13 protein-coding genes are annotated in these 18656 nt (G+C 75.4%); 7 read left to right on the top strand and 6 right to left on the bottom strand.

The features are described from left to right. Position 1 precedes the first annotated feature (1 nt). The gene (locus tag OG335_RS17220; RefSeq protein WP_405012010.1) at positions 2-3295 is read left to right on the top strand and encodes a sacsin N-terminal ATP-binding-like domain-containing protein; all 3294 of its coding nucleotides are present in this window, start codon (positions 2-4) and stop codon (positions 3293-3295) included. Here OG335_RS17220 and OG335_RS17215 read toward each other — a convergent pair. From OG335_RS17215 to OG335_RS17205, 3 genes are all read right to left on the bottom strand, one after another. Next, positions 3283-3594 (bottom strand): hypothetical protein, encoded by a 312-nt coding sequence (locus OG335_RS17215; protein WP_405012009.1) that lies wholly within the window; start codon positions 3592-3594, stop codon positions 3283-3285. The two genes, OG335_RS17220 and OG335_RS17215, sit on opposite strands and share 13 nt — an antisense overlap. 26 nt (positions 3595-3620) lie before the next feature. Further along, on the bottom strand, positions 3621-6074 hold the full coding sequence (locus OG335_RS17210) for an HAD-IC family P-type ATPase (protein WP_405012008.1): 2454 nt from the start codon (positions 6072-6074) through the stop codon (positions 3621-3623). An 82-nt stretch (positions 6075-6156) separates the two neighbouring features. Next, entirely contained in the window at positions 6157-6462 is a 306-nt protein-coding gene (locus tag OG335_RS17205; RefSeq protein WP_405012007.1) for a DUF2530 domain-containing protein, read from the bottom strand. A 238-nt stretch (positions 6463-6700) separates the two neighbouring features. Here OG335_RS17205 and OG335_RS17200 point away from each other — a divergent pair, with 238 nt between their 5' ends. Together OG335_RS17200 and OG335_RS17195 are read left to right on the top strand one after the other, a co-directional pair. After that, positions 6701-8158 carry an NCS2 family permease gene (locus OG335_RS17200; RefSeq protein ID WP_405012006.1) on the top strand — a complete coding sequence of 486 codons (1458 nt, stop codon included), beginning with the start codon at positions 6701-6703 and terminating at the stop codon, positions 8156-8158. Between the two features lie 392 nt (positions 8159-8550). Further along, positions 8551-10242, top strand: coding sequence for a hydrogenase maturation protein (locus OG335_RS17195; RefSeq protein ID WP_405012005.1), 1692 nt, complete (start codon positions 8551-8553; stop codon positions 10240-10242). A 72-nt stretch (positions 10243-10314) separates the two neighbouring features. Here the strand turns inward: OG335_RS17195 and OG335_RS17190 are convergent, their stop codons facing one another. After that, positions 10315-11244, bottom strand: a complete 930-nt coding sequence (locus OG335_RS17190; RefSeq protein WP_405012004.1) for an MHYT domain-containing protein — start codon at positions 11242-11244, stop codon at positions 10315-10317. A gap of 271 nt (positions 11245-11515) precedes the next feature. On the opposite strand from OG335_RS17190, the gene OG335_RS17185 reads away from it, so the two are divergent. The 3 genes from OG335_RS17185 to thpR all read left to right on the top strand — a co-directional run bounded on the left by OG335_RS17185 (position 11516) and on the right by thpR (position 14304). After that, entirely contained in the window at positions 11516-11950 is a 435-nt protein-coding gene (locus OG335_RS17185) for a MarR family winged helix-turn-helix transcriptional regulator (protein ID WP_405012003.1), read from the top strand. A 331-nt stretch (positions 11951-12281) separates the two neighbouring features. Next, entirely contained in the window at positions 12282-13565 is a 1284-nt protein-coding gene (locus OG335_RS17180; RefSeq protein ID WP_405015430.1) for an MFS transporter, read from the top strand. Between the two features lie 148 nt (positions 13566-13713). Continuing rightward, positions 13714-14304, top strand: coding sequence for an RNA 2',3'-cyclic phosphodiesterase (gene thpR / locus OG335_RS17175; RefSeq protein ID WP_405012002.1), 591 nt, complete (start codon positions 13714-13716; stop codon positions 14302-14304). A gap of 91 nt (positions 14305-14395) precedes the next feature. Here the strand turns inward: thpR and OG335_RS17170 are convergent, their stop codons facing one another. After that, a complete protein-coding gene (locus OG335_RS17170; protein ID WP_405012001.1) occupies positions 14396-16156 on the bottom strand; it encodes a glycoside hydrolase family 35 protein in 1761 nt (586 codons plus the stop codon). A gap of 139 nt (positions 16157-16295) precedes the next feature. Here OG335_RS17170 and OG335_RS17165 point away from each other — a divergent pair, with 139 nt between their 5' ends. Continuing rightward, positions 16296-17153 carry an AraC family transcriptional regulator gene (locus OG335_RS17165; RefSeq protein WP_405012000.1) on the top strand — a complete coding sequence of 286 codons (858 nt, stop codon included), beginning with the start codon at positions 16296-16298 and terminating at the stop codon, positions 17151-17153. A 312-nt stretch (positions 17154-17465) separates the two neighbouring features. Here the strand turns inward: OG335_RS17165 and serC are convergent, their stop codons facing one another. Next, positions 17466-18584 carry a phosphoserine transaminase gene (gene serC, locus OG335_RS17160; protein ID WP_405011999.1) on the bottom strand — a complete coding sequence of 373 codons (1119 nt, stop codon included), beginning with the start codon at positions 18582-18584 and terminating at the stop codon, positions 17466-17468. Positions 18585-18656 lie beyond the last annotated feature (72 nt).

Genomic DNA, 18656 nt, shown 5'->3' with positions numbered 1-18656 from the left:
AGTGGAGCCTCGGATCATCGGCGGTACGGACGGACAGGCGACGGACGTCTTCGACACGGCAGGGCTGCGCCGCCGGGTGCTCGACGCCTGGACGGCCGCCCCCGCGCGCTTCCGCGAGGACGCCAACGCCGAGGAGGAGCTCGCCCTCGGCGGCTACCGCGACCGGCTGATCGTGGAGCTCGCGCAGAACGCCGCCGACGCGGCCTCCCGGGCCGGCGGCGCCCCCGGCCGGCTCCGCCTCACCCTGCACGGGGGCGTCCTCGCCGTCGCCAACACCGGCGCCCCGCTCGACGCCACCGCCGTGGAGTCGCTCTCCACCCTCCGCGCCTCCGCCAAGCGCGCGGAGGACGGCACCCCGACCGTCGGCCGCTTCGGCGTCGGCTTCTCCGCCGTGCTCGCCGTCACCGACGAGCCCGCCGTGCTCTCCACGCACGGCTCGGTGCGCTGGTCGCTCAGCGAGGCGCACGCCCTCACCGAGGCCCGGCCCCAGCTCGCCGGGGAACTGCGCCGCCGCGAGGGCCATGTGCCGCTGCTGCGACTGCCGTTCCCCGCCGAGGGCTCCGCCCCCGACGGCTACCACACCGTGGTCGTCCTGCCACTGCGCGACGCCGCGGCCGAGGACCTCACCCGGCGACTCCTCGCCGACATCGACGACGCCCTCCTGCTCACCCTGCCCGGCCTCGCCGAGATCGTCGTCGAGACCCCGGACGGGGTCCGCACCCTGACCCGCTCCGCCGACGCGCCGCGCCCCGACGACATCACCACCGTCACCATCACCGACGGCGACCGCCGCACGGTCTGGCAGACCGCGGGCGCCCGGGGCGCCGTCACGGCCGACCTCCTCGCCGACCGCACCACCGAGGAGCGCGCCCGCCCGTTCTGGTCCGTCACCTGGGCCGTGCCCGTCTCCGACACCGGCGTGCCGCAGCAGCTGCGCACCGCCGCCGTCGTGCACGCACCCACCCCCAGCGACGAACCGCTCGGCGTCCCGGCACTGCTGATCGCCGGATACCCGCTCGACCCCACCCGCCGGCACGTCGCACCCGGCCCGCTCACCGACTTCCTCACCCAGCGCGCCGCGGACGCCTACGCCGACCTGCTGCGCGCCCGCGGCGGCGACCTCGGCTCGCTCTCCCTCGTCCCCGGCCCCCTCGGCAACGGCGCCCTCGACAACGCGCTGCGCGCCGCGATCCTCGACCGGCTGCCCGAAACGCCGTTCCTGCCGCACCCCGGCCCCGTCGAGGAGGGCACCCCGGCCCTGCGCCCGCGCGACGCGACGCTGCTGGAGGGCGCCGACACCTCCGTCGTCGCGGCCCTCGCCCCGATCTTCCCCGGCCTGCTGCCGGCCGGCCTGGAGCGCCGCCCCGAGCTGCGCGCCCTCGACGTGCGCCGGGTGCCGCTCGCCGAGGTCGTCGACCAGCTCGGCGGCCTGGAACGGGAACCCGCCTGGTGGCGCAACCTCTACGCGGCGCTGGCCGGCGCCGACCCGGAGTCGCTGGGCGCGCTGCCCGTGCCGCTGGCCGACGGCCGGACGGTGACCGGGCCGCGCCGCGTCCTGCTGCCCTCCGACGCCTCCGACTGGGCCGGCTACGAGGGGTACCCCGAGTCCCTCGCCGAGGCCCTCGGCCTGCTCGACCTGCGGCTCGCCCACCCCGAGGCCGCCCACCCGCTGCTCGCCAAGCTGGGCGCGGCCACCGCCACCCCGGCCGGGGTGCTGGACACCCCCGAGGTGCAGGCCGCCGTCGCCCGCTCGCTGGAGGTCGGCGAGGACGACTTCGACGCGGCCGTCGACCTCGCCGACGCCGTCCTCGCACTGGTGAAGGCCGCCGAGGCCTCGCCCGGCGACCGCCCGTGGCTGGCCCGGCTCGCCCTGCCGGACGACGAGGGCGAGCTCAGCCGCGCGGGCGAGCTGATCCTGCCCGACAGCCCGCTCGCCGCGCTGGCCCGCGAGGGCGACGCCGCGTACGTCGACGAGGACCTGCTGGAGCGCTGGGGCCCCGACGTGCTGGCCGCGGCCGGTGCGCTGGCCGGCTTCGTCCTCGTCCGGGCCGAGGACGTCGTGCTCGACCCGGACGACCTGGAGCGCCTCGACCCGACCGCGCCCGCCGACCGGGCCGCCGGCGGCCCCCCGACCGGCCTGCTCGACGAGGCCCCGGACGGCCTCGCCGAGTGGTGCGAGGACACCCTGGAGGCCCTGCACGCCGACGATGCCGGCGAGCTCGGCGTGCCGCCGGTCGCCGCCGAGCTGCTCGCCGTCCGCGACCTCGACCTGGTCGACGACTCCGCGTGGCCCGAGGCGCTGGCCGTGCTCGCCCGCCCGCCGTACCGGGCGGCCGTGGTCGAGCCGGTCCGCACCCTGCTGCCGGACGGCCGGTACGTCGACCTGCCGCCCTACACCGCGTGGTGGCTGCGCGACCACCCGGTGCTGGACGGCCGCGAGCCCGCCGGGCTGCGCGCGGCCGGCGCCGACCCGCTGCTGCGCGGCCTCTACGACGAGGCGCGCACCACCCTCGACGAGACGTTCCTGCACGCCCTCGGGGTGCGCACCACGCTCGCCGCGCTGCTCGCCGAGACGCACGGGCCGGACGAGCTGCTCGACCGCCTCGTCGACGAGGTCTCCGAGGTGACCCACCGCCAGCTGCACGGCATCCACACCGCGCTGGCCGCGCTGCCCGCCGACCGGGTCGACCCGCCGGACGTCGTCCGCGCGCTGGCCCCGCTCGACCCGGAGACCGGCCGCCGCCCCGACACCACCGTGATCGTGGACGCCTCCGCGGCGGTCGTCGCGGACGCCCCCGACCTCGTCGCGCTGCTCCACGACCACCCGGTGCTGCCGGTCGCCCCGGAGCACGCCGCGGCGCTCGCCGAGCGCCTGCACGTCTCGCTGGCCAGCGAGGTGGCGGGCGGCCGGGTGCTCTCCGAGGGCACCCTGCACCGGGTGCCCTCGGTCGTGCGCGAGCTGCTGCCGGGCTGCCCGGCGGTGTACGAGGAGCACGACGAGCTGCTCGTCGTCGGGCCGGACGGCGGGGAGGCGCACGTCGACTGGCGCTGGGACACCGCCGCCGAGGCCCCGGAGGCGCCGTACGCCCCCGAGGACGCCGAGCCGGGCGACGAGGACGACGAGTTCGAGGTGCCGCCGGTGCCGGGGCTGCTGCACGCGGCCACGCCCGAGGGGCTGGCGGCGGGCCTCGCCTGGTCGGTCGGCCAGTGGCACCGCCGCTTCGAGGTGCTCGCCGCGCTCGCCGAGCCGGACCGCGCCTACGAGCTGCTCGCGGCCCGCGACTACGAGTCCTGAGCCGCCCGGCCCGCTCCGCCCCGGCCCGCTCCGCCCCGGCCCGTCACGGCCGGGGCGGCCCCGGCGGCTCCGGCCTTGGCCTCCTGGGCCGCCCTCGCCGCCCGTGCGGTCCGCAGGGCGCGGGCGGCCGGGCGCACCCGCAGCCGGTGGTACGTCCCGAGCGTCGCCACGGCCGCGGCGACCGTCACCGCCCACACCGGCACCCGGACGACCGCCCCCAGCAGCCAGCCGCCGAAGACCGTCGCCAGCCCCGCGCAGAAGGCCATGAAGGCCTCCGGCTCCCCGCCTCTGCGCCCCATGCCGCGCCCCCTCGTCCTGCGTGAAGCTACCCGGCCGGAGCGCCCGCGAAGCCCTCGCCGCCGTCCTCCGGCGGCTCGGTGCGCAGCACCACGATCCGCCAGGTGACCTCCAGGAGCACCCCGGCGACCGCGGCGATCAGCACGCCCGTCAGCGGACCCCGCAGGCCGACCAGGTGCAGTTCGAAGAAGTCCGACAGCCACGGGACCAGCAGCACCAGCGCGAACGCCCCGCCCATCGCCGCGATGAGCAGCAGCCGCCACCACGTGTACGGCCGGGCGACGATCGCCAGCACCCACATCGCCACCAGGAACAGCGTCAGCGTCGCCACGCTGGTGTCCGCCTCCAGCCCGGTGGACGTGTCGAGCCGGGCCAGCATGTACGCGGTGAAGCAGGCCGTGCCCGCGATCACTCCGCCCGGCACGGCGAGCCGCAGCACCCGCCGGACGAAGCCGGTGCGGGCCCGCTCGTTGTTGGGCGCCAGCGCGAGGAAGAACGCGGGCACGCCGATCGTGAGGGTCGACAGCACGGTGGAGTGCCGCGGCAGGAACGGGTACGGCACGTGCGTGCAGATCACGAGCAGGGCGAGCAGCACCGAGTAGACCGTCTTCACGAGGAAGAGGTTGGCGACCCGCTCGATGTTGCCGATCACCCGCCGCCCCTCGGCCACCACGGAGGGGAGGGTGGCGAACGAGTCGTCGAGCAGGACGATCTGCGCCACCGCCCGGGTGGCGTCGCTGCCGGTGCCCATGGCGACACCGATGTCGGCGTCCTTCAGGGCGAGCACGTCGTTGACGCCGTCGCCGGTCATGGCGACGGTGTGGCCCCGGGACTGCAGGGCGGCGACGAGTTCGCGCTTCTGCTGCGGGGTGACCCGTCCGAAGACGGACGTGCGGTCCGCGAGGTCGGCGAACTCGGGGGAGCCGTGCGCCGGGAGGGTGCGGGCGTCCACGGGCTGCTCGGCGCCGGGCAGGCCCAGGTGCGTGGCGACCGCGCCGACGGACACCGCGGCGTCGCCGGAGATCACCTTGGCCCGCACCCGCTGGTCCTCGAAGTAGCGCAGGGTCTCGGAGGCGTCCGGGCGCAGCCGCTGCTGCAGCACCACCAGCGCCGCGGGTTCCAGCCCGGCGGCCGGGTCGGGCGCGTCGAGCGGTACGGCCGAGCGGCCCAGCAGCAGCACCCGCAGCCCCCGGGCGCCCAGGGTGTCGGCCTCGCCGAGGGCGGCGTGCCCGGAGGGCAGCAGGACGTCGGGGGCGCCGAGCAGCCAGCTGGCCTCGCCGCCCGCCGGGTCCGCGAGCCGGGCCGCGCTCCACTTGCGGGCCGAGGAGAACGGCATCGCCGCGAGCACCGGCCGCCGGCCGTCCGGGGGCGGCCCGCACGCGTCGATCACCGCCTGCATGGACGCGTTGGGGCGGGCGTCCGCGGCGCCCAGCGCGGCGAGCACCTCGCGCAGGACCTGCCGGTCGTCGTCGGTGGCGCGGCCGTCGGAGAGCGGCCGCAGCTCGACGAGGTCCATGCCGCCCTCGGTGAGGGTGCCGGTCTTGTCGAGGCAGACGGTGTCGACCCGGGCGAGGCCCTCGATCGCGGGCAGCTCCTGCACGAGGCACCGGCGGCGGCCGAGCCGCACCACACCGATCGCGAAGGCCACCGATGTCAGCAGCACCAGGCCCTCGGGGACCATCGGCACGATGCCCGCCACCATGCGGCGGACGGCCTCCTGCCAGTCGCGGCCCTCGACCGCGAGCTGGCTGATGACCAGGCCCACCGCCGTGGGCACCAGCAGGAAGGTGATGAAGCGGAGGATCTGGTCGATGCCGGTGCGCAGCTCGGAGCGGACGAGGGTGAACCGGCTCGCCTCCTCGGCGAGCTGGGCGGCGTACGCCTCACGGCCGACCCGGGTGGCGGTGAACGCGCCGGAGCCGGCGACGACGAAGCTGCCGGACATCACCTGGTCGCCGGGCCGCTTCAGCACGGGGTCGGGTTCGCCGGTGAGGAGCGACTCGTCGATCTCCAGCCCGTCGGCCTCGGTGACGGAGCCGTCCACGACGACCTTGTCGCCGATGGCCAGCAGCACGGTGTCGCCGAGCACGATCCCGGAGGTGGCGACGGTCTGCCCGGCGCCGTCGCGGCGGACCTGCGGCCTGGCCTCGCCGATCAGCGCGAGCCCGTCGAGGGTCCGTTTGGCGCGGAGCTCCTGGACGATGCCGATCAGCGTGTTGGCGACGATGACGAGGCCGAAGAGGCCGTCCTGGATCGGGCCGACGACCAGGATGATCGCGAACATCACGCCGATGATGCCGTTGAAGCGGGTGAAGACGTTGGCGCGGACGATCTCGCGGGTCGAGCGGCTGGAGCGGACGGGGACGTCGTTGACCTCGCCGCGCGCGACCCGCCGGTCGACCTCGGCCGCCGTGAGCCCGCCGTGCCGCCCGCCCGGGCCGTGGTCCCCGGTCTCGGCCGTGCCCTCCGCGGGATGCGTCATGGCACCGACTCTAGGTGGGCGGAATGTCCGGTGCGCCGGTTGTGCGGCGTTCGGGGCGCGGGGCGGGGCGCCGTCCGCGGGTTCAGTCCAGGTGCGGGGCGGGGCCGTCCGCGGCGGGTCCGTCGACGGGGGCGGCCCCGGCCTCCGCGGCGCGGGAGCGCCGGATGGCGTCCCGGCGGGCCCGGCAGTACCAGAGGCCGATCAGCCCCAGCAGGCCGCCCGACAGGCAGATCCACGGCCAGCTGCCGTGGCCGTGGTCGGAGAGCGTGCCCTGGAAGGGCAGCAGCACCACGAACGCGACGAACCACAGCACCGTGCCGCCGCCGACGATCGCGACGTCGTTGGCCTCCAGCGGCGGGGGCGAGGGGCGCAGGGGGGTCTTGGCCATGGCCCCTAGGGTACGGGGGCGGGTGCGGGCCGGTGCGGAAGGCCCGGGTGGAACGGCCCGCGCCGGGTAAGGGGCCTTTTCTACGCGCGAAGATGGCGCGTGCACGAGCGAAAACTCATACTGGACATTCCGGTTGCTGTCCCGCGCGTCCGTCGGACCGCCCCCCAGGCCGCCGGTGGACCAGGCAGCGCCGCCACGGTCCCTCCCCGTGCCCCCCACCACCCGCGAGGACCCCCGCATGCCTCCGAAGGCCCAGTCGACCTCCGTGGCCGACGTGCCCTCCCCCGCTCCGAAGCCCTCGGCCGGAGCCCTCGACCGCTTCTTCCGGATCTCCGAGCGCGACTCCACGCTGCCCCGCGAGATCCGCGGCGGTGTCGCGACCTTCTTCACCATGGCCTACATCCTGGTGCTGAACCCGATCATCCTGGCCAGCGCCACGGACATGAACGGCGCCCACCTCGACAGCGGCCAGCTGGTCACCGCCACCGCGCTCACCGCGGGCCTCACCACGCTGCTCATGGGTGTCATCGGCAACGTGCCGATCGCCCTGGCCGCGGGCCTCGGCGTCAACAGCATCGTGGCCCTCCAGCTCGCACCCCGGATGACCTGGCCCGAGGCCATGGGCATGGTGGTGCTCGCCGGCATCGCGATCATGGTGCTGGTCGCCACCGGCCTGCGCGAGCGCGTGATGAACGCCGTGCCGCTCGGCCTGCGCAAGGCCATCGCCATCGGCATCGGCCTCTTCATCGCCCTGATCGGCCTGGTCGACGCCGGCTTCGTCAGCCGGATCCCCGACGCCGCCCACACCACCGTGCCCCTGCAGCTCGGCAGCACCGGGCACCTGGTCGGCTGGCCCGTGCTGGTCTTCGTCATCGGCCTGGTGCTCACCCTGGTGCTGATGGTGCGCAAGGTGCCCGGCGCCATCCTGATCAGCATCGTCGTGTCCACCGTCGTCGCCCTGGTGATCGAGCAGGTCGCGAACATCGGCCAGGGCTGGGGCCTCACCGTGCCGACCTGGCCCGGCAACCCGGTGGCCGCCCCCGACTTCGGCCTCATCGGCGACGTCGACCTCTTCGGCGGCTTCCAGCACGTCGGCATCCTCACCGGCGTGCTGTTCACCTTCACCGTGCTGATGTCCTGCTTCTTCGACGCGATGGGCACCATCCTCGGCGTCGCCGACGAGGCGCACCTGCTCGACGAGAAGGGCGACCTGCCCGGCATCAACAAGATCCTCATGGTGGACGGCATCGCCACCGCGGCCGGCGGCGCGGCCTCCTGCTCCGCCAACACCTGCTACGTCGAGTCCACCGCGGGCGTCGGCGAGGGAGCCCGCACCGGCTTCGCGTCGATCGTCACCGGCGCGCTCTTCCTGGTGGCGCTCTTCCTCACCCCGCTGGCCACCATGGTGCCCGCGCAGGCCGCCACCCCGGCCCTGGTCGCCGTCGGCTTCCTGATCCTGGCGAACTCGATCCGCGAGATCGACTGGGACGACTGGACGATCGCGATCCCGGCGTTCCTGACGATCGTCATGATGCCGTTCACCTACTCGATCACGAACGGCATCGGCTTCGGCTTCATCTCCTTCTGCATCCTGCGCCTGGCCGTCGGCCGCGGCCGCGAGGTGCCGGTCGCGATGTACGCCGTCGCCGCGGTGTTCACGTTCTACTACCTGATGCCCGCGCTCGGCCTCGGCTGACCCGCGCCGCGCGTCCCGCGACCGGCCCCGCCTGCGACCGTGCAGGCGGGGCCGGTCGCGTCCTGTCCACCGGGGCTGGCGCGTGGGCGTGCGGGCGTGCGGGCGGGCACGGGGGAGCGCGGCGAGTGGCGTACGGGTGGCGTACGGGTGGTGATCCGGCGGTGATCCGGCGGTCGGGACGGGTGTTCGGGGAGAGTGTTGTGGAGGGCCTGCGACCGGCCGCGATCCAGGATGTTGCGTGTCCATGACCATGGTTGGATGACCGGACCCGCCGGCCCGCCGACGGGTGCGCCCCGGTCCGTGACGCCGCCTCCGCGCCCGGGCGCACCCCGGTGCGCCCGTACCGGCCGGGCACACCCGCAGCACTGCTGACATGCCGTCGGAGGGCCACTTTGCGCATCCTGCTCGTCGCCAGCGCGTTCAACAGCCTCACCCAGCGCGTCCACACCGAACTCCGTGCCCGCAGGCACACCGTGGCCGTCGAACTGGCCCTCGGCGACGAGCCCGTCCGGGCCGCCGTCGCACGGTTCGCACCGGACCTCGTCCTCGCGCCGATGCTCACCCGGGCCGTCCCCGAGGACATCTGGAGCCGACACACCGTCCTCATCGTCCACCCCGGCCCGAAGGGCGACCGCGGCCCGTCCTCGCTCGACTGGGCGATCCACGAGGGCGCCGAGGAGTGGGGCGTCACCGTGTTGCAGGCGGTCGCCGAGATGGACGCCGGACCCGTCTGGGCGTCCGTCCCGTTCCGGGTGCCCGCCTGCGGCAAGAGCGAGGCCTACCGCAACGAGGTCGCCGACGCGGCCCTGGAGGCCGTCCTGCTCGCCGTCGAACGCCACGAGAGCGGCTGGTTCGAACCCGAGCCGCTCGACACCGCCCGCCGGGACGTCCGGGGCCGCCTCCGGCCGTACCACGCCCAGGAGCACCGCCGGATCGACTGGGCCGCCGACGACACCGCCACCGTGCTGCGCAAGCTCCGCTCCGGCGACTCCCAGCCCGGCGTCCTCGACGTGCTCCACGGCACCGAGTACTTCCTCCACGGCGGCCACCCCGAGGACGAGCTGCGCGGCACCCCGGGGACGGTCGTCGCCACCCGGCACGGCGCGATCTGCCGCGCCACCACCGACGGCGCCGTCTGGATCCCCCAGCTCCGCCCGCGCCGCGCGCCCGGCGGCCCGGCCACCTACAAGCTGCCCGCCGCACAGGTGCTGGGCGCCCTCCTCGACGGCGTGCCGGAGGTGCCGGTCACCCCGTGGGACGCCGCCCGCCGCGCCACCTGGTCGGAGCTGCGCTACCACGAGGACGCCGGCGTCGGCTTCCTCGAGTTCGCGCACCCCGGCGGCGCGATGAGCACCGGCCAGTGCCGCCGCCTGCTCGACGCCTACCGGGCCGCCTGCACCCGCCCCACCGGGGTGATCGTGCTCGGGCCCGGGCGCGACTTCTACTCCAACGGCATCCACCTCAACACCATCGAGGCCGCCGACGACCCCGCCGAGGAGTCCTGGCGGAACATCAACGCCATGGACGACCTCGTCGAGGCGATCCTCACCACCACCGACCGGGTCACCGTCTCCGCCGTGGCCGGCAACGCGGCGGCCGGCGGCGTGATGCTCGCCATCGCCGCCGACGAGGTCTGGTGCCGCACCTCCGCGGTGCTCAACCCGCACTACCGGCTGATGGGCCTGTACGGCTCCGAGTACTGGACGTACACCCTGCCCCGCCGCGTCGGGGCGGACACCGCGGCCCGGCTCACCGGCGCCGCCCTGCCGGTCGGCGCCCACGAGGCCGAGCGCCTCGGCCTGGCCGACCGGGTGCTGCCGGGCAGCCCCGCGGAGTTCCGCCGCCGGGTGCACCGCGAGGCGGCGGCCCTGGCTGCCTCGCCCGACCTCGACACCCGGCTGCTGGAGAAGAAGCGCCGCCGTGCCCGCGACGAGGAGGCGAAGCCGCTCTCCGCCTACCGGGCCGAGGAGCTGGACCGGATGCGGCGCAACTTCACCGCCCCGGACGAGCCCTACCACGGGCTGCGGCGCGCCTTCGTGCACAAGGTCTGCCCGACGGAGACGCCCGCCCACATCCGCGCCTGAGCGCACCGCGCCCGGACGCACCGCGGGGGAGGACGGCCGGTGGGCCGTCCTCCCCCGCGACGGGGCCGTGGTTCAGCGCCGGTGCGGCGCGGCGGCCGGTCGGTCGAAGGCCTGCGGCCCGGACCAGGCCGGCACCACCCGGCCGGCCACCGGCGCGGCGGCGGGCCGTTCGGCAGCGGGTCGACCAGCGGGGGGCCGTTCGGTGGCGGGCCGTTCGGTGCGGGCCGTGCGCTCGCCGGGCAGCGGTGCGGCCGGACCGGTCAGGACGGGACGCTCACGGCCGTGCCTGCTCGGTGCCACCGCGAAGGCCAGCGCGCTGATGAAGACGTACGTGCCGAAGCCCACGGCGAGCGGGAAGACGAACTGCAGCGCCACCGGCCCGGCCGGGGCCCGCAGGTCGTCCGAGAGGTGCACCGAGACGGCCGCCATGCCGGTGAAGTGCATCGCGCAGACGGCGATGCCCATCACCGGGGAGGCCGCCAGCACGGCCGCGGTGCCCCGGATGTTGAGGGCGGCCCAGAGGGCGGCCGTCGCGGCGACCACGGCGATGGCGACGGAGATCGCCACGGTCACCGGGTCGTAGGAGAGGTGGCCGGGCACCCGGACGGCGGCCATGCCGAGGTAGTGCATCGCCGCGACGCCGAGGCCGGTGGCCACGCCGCCGGTCAGGATCGCCCCACGGGGGCGGGTGCTGTAGCCGACGGTGAAGATGCCGACGCCGACGAAGCCGAGGGCGACGACCAGGCTCGCCAGGGTGAGCGGGACGGCGTAGTGGATCTCGACGCCGCTCACGGCGAAGCCGAGCATGGCGACGAAGTGCATGCTCCAGATGCCGCCGCCGAGCGACACCGTGCCGAACAGCAGCCAGTTGCGCCGCGAGCGGCCCTCGGACAGCAGGGCCCAGCGGGTACTGCGCAGCGCCACGAGGGCGCCGAGGCAGGCGATGACGTACGAGATCGCCGGTGTCAGCCAGCCGTAGACAGCGTGGTGGACGTGACCCAAGGGGACTCCCGGGATGGAGTGGGGGGTGCACAGTGCCGGCGTGCTGTGTTCCTGACAAGACGGACCCTAGTGGTCGCCGTCACTCATGGGCAATGCCGGGAGATTCGGTGAACTCGCAGGTCGGGAGCGGTACTTCACGTTTGAGGCAAGAAGTCGTCACCGGAGATTGACGTGATGTCCAGGGGAACTGCGCGCCGGGGGCGGGTCGGCGGTCCGGAGGTGACGGAAATTCCGTTTTCCTTAGAGAGGGTAATGACGTAGTCTAATGACCATGCCCGAGATGTCCGAGGACGATCTTGCAGCCGTCAGCCAGCTGCGGTCGTCCACGATGCGCCTTGCCCGCCGGTTGCGACACCAGCGGATCGAGGAGTCGCTGAGCCCCACCGAGATGGGGGTGCTCGGCACCCTGGCCCGCTGCGGCCGGGCGACCCCTGGCGAACTCGCCCGACGCGAGCACGTCCAGCCGCCGTCCATGACCCGCATCATCGCCATGCTGGAGGAGAAGGGGCTGGTACGGCGCGAGCCGCACCCGGACGACCGACGCCAGGTGGTCGTCAGCAGCACCGAACAGGCGGAGGAGATCCTCGCGGAGAGCCGCCGCCGACGGAACGCCTGGCTGGCCGAACTGGCCGCCGGGCTCACCGACGAGGAGTGGGCCCTGGTCCGCGCCGCGGCACCCGCGCTCTACAAGCTCGCCGGCCTCTGAGGCGCGACATCCCACGGCACCGACGAAGGAGTACCGCATCACCGCAGGACACACGAGTGAGATCAGCCGCGTGGCGCCGCGCCTGCCCGCCGCCACGCACCGAGGGGAGCCCCACGTGACACCGCCGGCCGCAGCCAGCGCAGCCGCCACCCGTACCGACGACAACACCGCGGACCGGAGGGCGGCCGACGCCGCCACCGCCGTGAGCCGGGCACCCGCCCCCGTGGGCCTGCCCGGCACCGGCGACGACGACCCCTGCGAACGCACCGCGGCGGCCACCACCGCCGCATCCGCCGCCCCCTCCCGGGCGCGCCCGACCCGGTCCGGCGGGATGTTCTCCTCCCTCCGGATCCGTAACTACCGCTACTACTTCGCCGGCCAGGTCGTCTCCAACACCGGCACCTGGATGCAGCGCATCGCCCAGGACTGGCTGGTGCTCAGCCTCACCGGCAGCCCGTTCGCCGTCGGCATCACCACCGCCATGCAGTTCCTGCCGATGCTGCTGCTCGGCCTGTGGGGCGGCGTCCTCGCCGACCGGCTGCCCAAGCGCCGTCTGCTGATCGCCACCCAGGGCGTCATGGGCCTGCTGGCCGCCGGCCTGGCCGTGCTCACCGTCACCGGAACGGTGACCGCCGGCTACGTCTACGTCTTCGCGCTGCTGCTCGGCCTCGTGACCGTCGTCGACAACCCGACCCGGCAGGCCTTCGTCAGCGAGATGGTGCCCGCCAAGGACCTCTCCAACGCGGTCAGCCTCAACGCCGCCAACTTCCAGACCGCCCGCCTGGTCGGCCCGGCCGTCGCCGGCCTGCTGATCGCCGCGGTGGGCAGCGGCTGGGCCTTCGCCGTCAACGCGCTGTCCTTCGCCGCCGTCATCGGCGGCATGCTCGCCATGCGGGAGAGCGAACTGCGGCCGGTCGAGCCGGTCGCCCGCCGCGGCGGGCAGCTCCGCGAAGGGCTGCGGTACGTCCGGGAACGCCCCGAACTGCTGTGGCCGATGGTGCTCGCCGGCTTCATCGGCACCTTCGGCTTCAACTTCCCGACGCTGCTCTCCGGCTTCGCCTACGACACCTTCAAGGTCGGCGCCGGCGAGTACGGCCTGCTCAACACCGCGATGGCGGTCGGCTCCCTCGCCGGGGCCCTGCTCGCCGCCCGGCGCGGCGCCCCGCGGCTGCGGCGACTGGTCGGCGCGGCCCTCGCGTTCGGCGCGCTGGAGGTGCTGGCCGCGTTCGCCCCCGGCTACTGGACCTTCGCCCTGCTGCTGACCCTGACCGGCGTCTTCGGCCTCACCTTCAACACCTCCGTCAACTCCGCGCTGCAGCTGGCCACCGAGCCCGCCATGCGCGGCCGGGTGATGGGCCTGCTGGTGCTGGTCTTCACCGGCGGCACCCCCATCGGCGCACCGATCGTCGGCTGGGTCACCGACGTGTACGGGCCGCGGGTCGGCCTGCTCGCCTGCGGACTGGTCTCCGCCGCCGCCGCCGGCACGGTCGCCGTGGTGCTGGCCCGCGCCGCCGGCCTGAAGGTCCGCGTCGACCTGCACCCCGGTGCGGGCGGCCGGGTGGTCACGGTCGTGCCGCGCACCCTGCCCAAGGACGACCTCGTGGCCGCCTGCTGAGCGCCCCACGACACCGCGGCACCGCGCCCGGCCCGGCCACCGCCGGGCCGGGCGCGGCCGTTCGCCGGGCGGTGACGCGGGCGGCGCGGCGGACGGGCCCGGCCGTAAAGCGGATGAGTCCGGCGCCGCCGGGCGGCAGGATGGGCCCATGAGGCTCTTCGTGGCGGTCGACCCGCCGACCGCGGCGGTGCAGGAACTCGTCGACGCGGCCGCCCCGCTGCACGGCCTGCCCGGCGCCGACCGGCTGCGCTGGACGGAGGTCGAGGGCTGGCACCTCACGCTCGCCTTCCTCGGCGAGGTGCCCGTCACCGACGTTCCGGCGCTGGAGGCCGCGCTCGCCCGGACGGCCGGCGAGCACGGCGCCCACCGGCTCCGGCTGGCCGGCGGCGGCACCTTCGGCGACCGTGCGCTCTGGGCGGGCGTCGACGGCGAGGTGTGGGCGCTGCGCCGACTCGCCGAGGCCGTCCGCGCGGCCGTGGGCGAGCTGGGCGTGGAACTCGACCAGTACGGCTTCCACCCGCACCTGACCCTCGCCAGGTCCGGGTCCACCCGGGGGCGGCGCCGCGCCGAGCAGCGCGGTGCGGCCTCCGCGCTCCAGCACCTCGCGGCGGCCCTGGACGGCTTCCGCGGTACGGAGTGGGAGGCGTCGGAGATGCACCTGATGCTCAGCGAGACGGGCTTCGGGCCGTCCCGCTACCGCAGCCTGACGGCGTGGCCGCTGGCCCGCTGGGAGGCCTGAGGCCGCTCGCACCCGGACGCCGTGCCGTGCCGTCCCCCGGCCGTCCCGTCGCACCCGGCCGGCCCGTCGCACCCGGTGTCCCGGCGGGGTCTCAGCCCAGGTCGGCCTCCGGCCGCAGCTCGATCCGGTCGGGGGCCGCGTCGCCGAGCTCCAGCAGGACGAACGTGTTGCGGCCCGCCCGCAGTACCGGCTGCGGGCAGTAGAGGGTGCGCTGGGGGCCGCGGGCGTCGTAGCGGCCGAGGAGGAAGCCGTTGGCCCACACGTAGCCGTGGTGCCCGCCCGGGACGGCGAGGAAGGCGTCGCCGGTCTCCGCGAGGTCGAGCGTGCCGCGGGCCAGCCCCTCCCCGTCACCGGCGGTGAACTCCGCCGCCGGCAGCGGGTCCAGCGGCAGCGGCTCGGCCCGCCAGCCGTGCACGTACTGGCGCTCGTGCCGGACACCGCCCGTGATGCCCTTGGTCTCGCCGACCTGCGGCCCGTAGTTGACCCGGCCGAGCGACTCCACCAGCAGCTCGATCCGGACGCCGCCGGCCACCGCGGGCGGCTCCTGCCCGGTGCCGCGCTCCAGCTCGGCGGCCCGTCCGCCGTCGACGCGCAGGGTGGCCCGGTCGCGCAGCCCCTCGACGGTGAGCGGCAGCGGCGGCCGGGGGCCGGGGAGCTCCGCGGTGTACCGCACCAGCCCGTGCTCCAGGCCGAGCTCCTCGAAGGTGGGCGGCACGGGCGAGGCGACGGCCGGGCCGAACGGCAGCGCCGCCCGTTCTGTCAGCGGCACCGTGGCCTCCGGCAGCACCGGTGCGACGGGCGGGGGCCCGGGCTCCCGGTCGTCCAGGTACCGCGCCTCCTCGGGACGCGCCGCCGCGAACTCCGCCAGCACCTCCCGGAACAGCCGGTACTTGGCGGTCGGCGCACCGCGCTCGTCCAGCGGCGCGTCGTAGTCGTACGAGGTCGTCACCGGCTGGAACGGCGAGTGCTCCCAGTCGGTCGAGTTGAACGGCGGGTCGGCGTGGTTCGCCCCGGCGGTGGTGCCGAAGCTGGTGCCGCCGTGCGCCATGTAGAGGTTGACCGAGCCGCCCGCGGCGAGGATCCGCCGCAGCGTGCCGGCGGCGTCCTCCGCGTCACGGGTGTGGTGCGGGCGGCCCCAGTGGTCGAACCAGCCGTTCCAGTACTCCATGCAGAACGGCGGGTCCGCGGGGCGGTGGCGGCGCAGCGCCGCGAACGCCTCCTCCGGGTCGGAGCCGAAGTTCACCGTGGCCAGCACCCCCGGCAGGGTGCCGCCGGTCAGCATGTGGTCCTCCGGGCCGTCCGAGGTGAAGAGCGGCACGGTGACACCGCGGTCGCGCAGCCCGTCCGCGAGGTGGCGCAGATAGGCGCCGTCGCTGCCGAACGACCCGTACTCGTTCTCCACCTGCACCATCAGCACGTTGCCGCCGCGGTCGCTCTGGCGGGCCACCACCGCGGGCATCAGCACGTCGAAGAAGGCGTCCACCGCCGCCAGGTACTCCGGGTCGGACGTCCTCGCCCGCCGGCCCACCCGGGCGGTGAGCCAGCCCGGCAGCCCGCCGTTGTCCCACTCCGCGCAGATGTACGGGCCGGGCCGGACGATCGCCCAGAGGCCCTGCCGGGCCGCCTCGTCGAGGAACTCCCCGAGCTCCGCGAGCCGCTCGTGCCGGCCGGGCGCGGGCTCGTGGAGGTTCCACGGCACGTACGTCTCGACGGTGTTCAGCCCCATCGCGCGGACGGCGGCGAGCCGCTGCGGCCACTGCCCGGGACGGGTCCTGGCGTAGTGCACGGCACCTGACAGGATGCGCAGCGGGCGGCCGTCGAGCCGGAATCCGGCGGAGTCGTAGGTGAGCATGCCGCCAAGCCTGCGCGACCGGGGCGGGCCGCGGCCATGGACGGAACCTCCCGGCGTGTTGGATTGTCGTGCCACCCGGCACCGGCCGGCGGGACCCCGGCACCGGGGCGGGAGGGGGAAAGGGAGGGGAGGGGACGGCATGGAGCGCTGGTGGCACTACCTCACGCCCGGGCCCGCCCAGCTCGCCACCGGCCTGGCCTGCCTCGGCACCGGCGTGCAGCGCGGGCGGCTCCCCGTCGTCGGGCCGCGCACCCTCGACCACTGGGTGGCGGTGCTGGTCACCGAGGGCCGCGGCTGGTCCGCCGCCGCCGACGGCACCCGTCGGACCGTCGTGGCCCCCGCGGTACTGCTGCTGCGCCCGGGCGTGTCCCACCACTACGGGCCGGACGCCGGCGGCTGGGCGGAGTGCTTCGTCGACTTCACCGGCCCGGCGCTCGCCGCCTACGCCGAACTCGGCCTGCTGCCGGAGGCCGACGTCGTCCCGCTGACCGCCGCGGAGTCCGTCCGGCGGGTGATCGCCCGGATCGCCGCCGCCTGCCGCGGCGGCGGGCCCCTCGCCGGGGTGGAAGCCGGGGCGGCCGTCCACGAGCTGCTGGTGGAGCTGCGCCGTCACCGGGCCGACCTCGGCCCGGCGGGCGACCCCGTCGTCGCCGCGCTGCGGCAGGGCGCGTTCCTGCCGCTGCCGGTCGCCGGGCACGCCCGACGGGCCGGGGTGACGGTGGCCGGGCTGCGGCGCGCCGTCCGTGCGGCGGGCGGGGTCGGCCCGCGGGAGTACGTGCTGGCGGTACGGCTCGACGAGGCCAAGCGGCTGCTCGCCGCGGGAGGGCTGCCGGTCGCCGAGATCGCCCGACGGGTGGGGTACGAGGACCCGGCGTACTTCAGCCGCATCTTCACGCGGCGGGTGGGCACGGCGCCCAGCGTGTTCCGCGCCCGGGCGTACCGCGGCGGCCTCCCGCCCGCGCAGGGCGGTGGCTCCGGTGCTCCGGCGACCGACTAACCTCGGAGCGTGGACCCGAAGACTCGCATGCGGATCGTGACCGGCGCACTGTTGCTGCTGCTGGCCGTGGTGATCGTCAGTTCGCTCGTCCGGCGCTGACGGCGGGCGGGGCCCCGCAGCGGCGACCGCGGGCGGGACCCGGCACCGCCGACGGCCTTCCGTCCGTGCCCTGCCCCGGTCCTGTCCCCTGCCCGTGTCCCTGCCCGTGGAGCGGGGAACGGCGACGGCCCCCGGTGCCGTGAGGCGAGCCGGGGGCCGTCGGTCGTGCGGGTGCCGTGGTCCGTCACCCCGTGCGGGGCGCCGGGCGACGGGTCAGAGGTGCTCGATCACGTGGTCGATGCAGGCCGTGAGCGCCTGGACGTCGGCCGGGTCGATCGCCGGGAACATCGCGACGCGCAGCTGGTTGCGGCCGAGCTTGCGGTACGGCTCGGTGTCGACGATGCCGTTGGCGCGCAGCGCCTTGGCGATGGCGGCGGCGTCGATCGAGTCGTCGAAGTCGATGGTGCCGACGACCTGCGAGCGCTCCTCGGCCTTGGCCACGAACGGCTGGGCGAAGGAGGACTTCTCGGCCCACGAGTAGAGGATCGAGGAGGACTCGGCGGTGCGGGCGACGGCCCACTCCAGGCCGCCGTTGCCGTTCAGCCACTCCAGCTGGTCGGCCAGCAGGAAGAGCGTCGCCACCGACGGGGTGTTGTACGTCTGGTCCTTCGACGAGTTGTCGATCGCGGTCGGCAGGTCGAAGAACGGCGGGATGTAGCGGCCGGAGGCGGCGATCTCGGCGGCGCGCTCCAGGGCGGCCGGGGAGAAGGCGGCCAGCCAGAGGCCGCCCTCGCTCGCGAAGGACTTCTGCGGCGCGAAGTAGTAGACGTCCGTCTCGGTGATGTCGACCGGCAGGCCGCCGGCGCCCGAGGTGGCGTCGACCAGCACCAGCGAGCCCGCGTCCGCGCCGGCGGGGCGCCGGATCGGCATGGCGACACCGGTGGAGGTCTCGTTGTGGGTGAGCGCGTAGACGTCCACGCCGGCCTCGGCGACCGGCAGCGGGTGGGTGCCCGGCTCGGACTTGATCACGGAGGGGTCGCCCAGCCAGGGGGCGGCCTTCACCGAGGAGGCGAACTTGGACGAGAACTCGCCGAAGTTGAGGTGCTGCGACTTCTCGCGCACCAGGCCGAAGGCGGCGATGTCCCAGAACGCGGTCGAGCCGCCGTTGCCGAGCACCACCTCGTAGCCCTCGGGCAGCGAGAAGAGGCTGCTCACGCCCTCGCGCACACGCTTGACCAGGTTCTTCACCGGGGCCTGGCGGTGCGAGGTGCCGAGCAGGGAGGTTCCGGTGGCGGCGAGGGCACTCAGGGCCTCGGGGCGCACCTTGGACGGTCCGCAGCCGAAACGGCCGTCTGCGGGCTTGATGTCAGCGGGGATCTGGATCTGAGCCACGCGCGCAGCCTACCGGCCGTGTTGCGGGGAGGTGACGGACGTCCGCACGGTGAGATGTGATCTTCACAGGTG

This window comes from Kitasatospora sp. NBC_01539, assembly GCF_045040525.1.
Taxonomy (GTDB): domain Bacteria; phylum Actinomycetota; class Actinomycetes; order Streptomycetales; family Streptomycetaceae; genus Kitasatospora.
This window is presented reverse-complemented; position numbering and strand designations above follow the sequence as displayed.

What these genes read in the sequence shown, in the direction of transcription:
- OG335_RS17215 (WP_405012009.1), bottom strand. Translation starts at nt 3,594, where the DNA reads ATGGGGCGCAGAGGCGGGGAGCCGGAGGCCTTCATGGCCTTCTGCGCG.
- OG335_RS17210 (WP_405012008.1), bottom strand. Translation starts at nt 6,074, where the DNA reads ATGACGCATCCCGCGGAGGGCACGGCCGAGACCGGGGACCACGGCCCG.
- OG335_RS17205 (WP_405012007.1), bottom strand. Translation starts at nt 6,462, where the DNA reads ATGGCCAAGACCCCCCTGCGCCCCTCGCCCCCGCCGCTGGAGGCCAAC.
- OG335_RS17200 (WP_405012006.1), top strand. Translation starts at nt 6,701, where the DNA reads ATGCCTCCGAAGGCCCAGTCGACCTCCGTGGCCGACGTGCCCTCCCCC.
- OG335_RS17185 (WP_405012003.1), top strand. Translation starts at nt 11,516, where the DNA reads ATGCCCGAGATGTCCGAGGACGATCTTGCAGCCGTCAGCCAGCTGCGG.
- OG335_RS17180 (WP_405015430.1), top strand. Translation starts at nt 12,282, where the DNA reads ATGTTCTCCTCCCTCCGGATCCGTAACTACCGCTACTACTTCGCCGGC.
- thpR (WP_405012002.1), top strand. Translation starts at nt 13,714, where the DNA reads ATGAGGCTCTTCGTGGCGGTCGACCCGCCGACCGCGGCGGTGCAGGAA.
- OG335_RS17170 (WP_405012001.1), bottom strand. Translation starts at nt 16,156, where the DNA reads ATGCTCACCTACGACTCCGCCGGATTCCGGCTCGACGGCCGCCCGCTG.
- OG335_RS17165 (WP_405012000.1), top strand. Translation starts at nt 16,296, where the DNA reads ATGGAGCGCTGGTGGCACTACCTCACGCCCGGGCCCGCCCAGCTCGCC.